The following is a 1,626-nucleotide window of genomic DNA, read 5'->3' on the forward strand; positions in this document are numbered from 1 at the left end:
ACCAGGGTCTGCATCGTCTCGTCCAACTTGCGCAGCTTCTCGACCGAGAACCCCGCCGCTTCCGGCTTGCCCGCCGGCAGCGGCGGGCCGGCGGCGACCGCGCCGGCCGCGCCAAGACCGAGCAGCGCCGCCAGGGCGGCCGCGACCTTGCGCAGCAGGGGTCGGATCGTGCTCACCCTATTTCGGCCGGAACCGCTTGGACGTCGGGAAGCCCTTGGGCGACAGCTTGCCGGCTCCGGCGCGCTTGCCGATCCACTCTTTCCACTCGACCCAGTCGCGGCGACGGCCGGCCGTGTCGATCCAGAAGGCGCCGCCGTCGGTGTTGAACGAGATCGCGTCGCGCAGGCCGCCTTCGCGATAGGCCTGCAGCTTGACGCCCTTGCCGCGCGGCATCTCGGGCAGTTCCTCCAGCGGGAAGATCAGGATCTTGCCGTTGTCGCCGATCACCGCGAGCTGGTCGCCCACGGCCTCCAGGCAGAAGGCCGCGCCGGCCGCGTCGACCGTCAGGACCTGCTTGCCGGCCTTGCGGTTGGCGATGGCCTCTTCTTCCGGCATCAGGAAACCGTAGCCCTGCTTGGAGGCCATGAAGCGCTTGCGGCCCGCCTTGTACGGGAACATGTCGATGATCTTCACCTTGTCATCGAGCTCGATCATCATCCGCACCGGCTCGCCGTGGCCGCGCGCCGACGGCAGGTTGGCGCAGCTGAGCGTGAAGAACCGGCCGTCGCTGGTGAACAGCAGCAGCTTGTCGGTGGTCTCGGCCGGGGCCAGGAAGCCCAGCTTGTCGCCTTCCTTGAACTTCAGCTCCGACGGGTCGTCGATCTTGCCCTTGGCGGCGCGGATCCAGCCTCGGTCGGACAGGATGACGGTGATCGGCTCGCGCACGATCATCGCCTCCAGGGCGGCGTCGGCGTCGACCACCGGGGCGTCCTCGAAGATCGAGCGGCCGATCACGCCGGTCGGGCGCGGCTTGTCGTGCGGGTGCTTGATCTTCAGCAGGATGGCGCGCACCTGGCGCAGGCCCGTACCGACCAGGTCCCACTGCTTCTTGTCGCTGGCCAGCATGGCCATGATGCCGTCGCGCTCTTCCACCAGTTCGGCGTGCTCGCGGCGGATCTCCATCTCCTCCAGCTTGGCCAGTTGGCGCAGGCGGGTGTTGAGGATGGCGTCGGCCTGGATTTCGCTGAGGGCGAAGGCGGCCATCAGCTTCTGCTTGGGCTCTTCCTCGTAGCGGACGATGCGGATCACCTCGTCCAGATTGAGGTAGGCGATCAGCAGGCCGTCCAGGATATGCAGACGGGCTTCGATCTTCGCCAGGCGGTGGCGGGCCCGGCGGGTCAGCACGTCGCGGCGGTGGGCCAGGAAGGCGATCAGCGCCTGCTTGATGCCCATCACGCCGGGCGTGCCGCGCGCGTCCAGCACGTTGATGTTGACCGGGAAGCGGCTTTCCAGCGCCGAGAGCTTGAACAGGCTCTCCATCAGCACTTCGGGCTCGACGTTCTTGGACTTTGGCTCGAGGACCAGGCGGATGTCCTCGGCGCTCTCGTCGCGCACGTCGCCCAGCAGGGCGGCCTTCTTGCTGTCGATCAGATCGGCCAGCTGCTCGACCAGGTCGGACTTCTTCAC

General features: G+C 67.8%; 1 protein-coding gene. It reads right to left on the bottom strand.

What is annotated here, in order from left to right; genetic code table 11:
- Window positions 1-177 precede the first annotated feature (177 nt).
- On the bottom strand, window positions 178-1,626 hold a 1,449-nt coding region (locus AC1DZ6_RS24845), incomplete at its 5' end, for a DNA gyrase subunit A (protein WP_477099763.1).

It is taken from the genome of Caulobacter sp. P1_B12_2, from assembly GCF_056406675.1.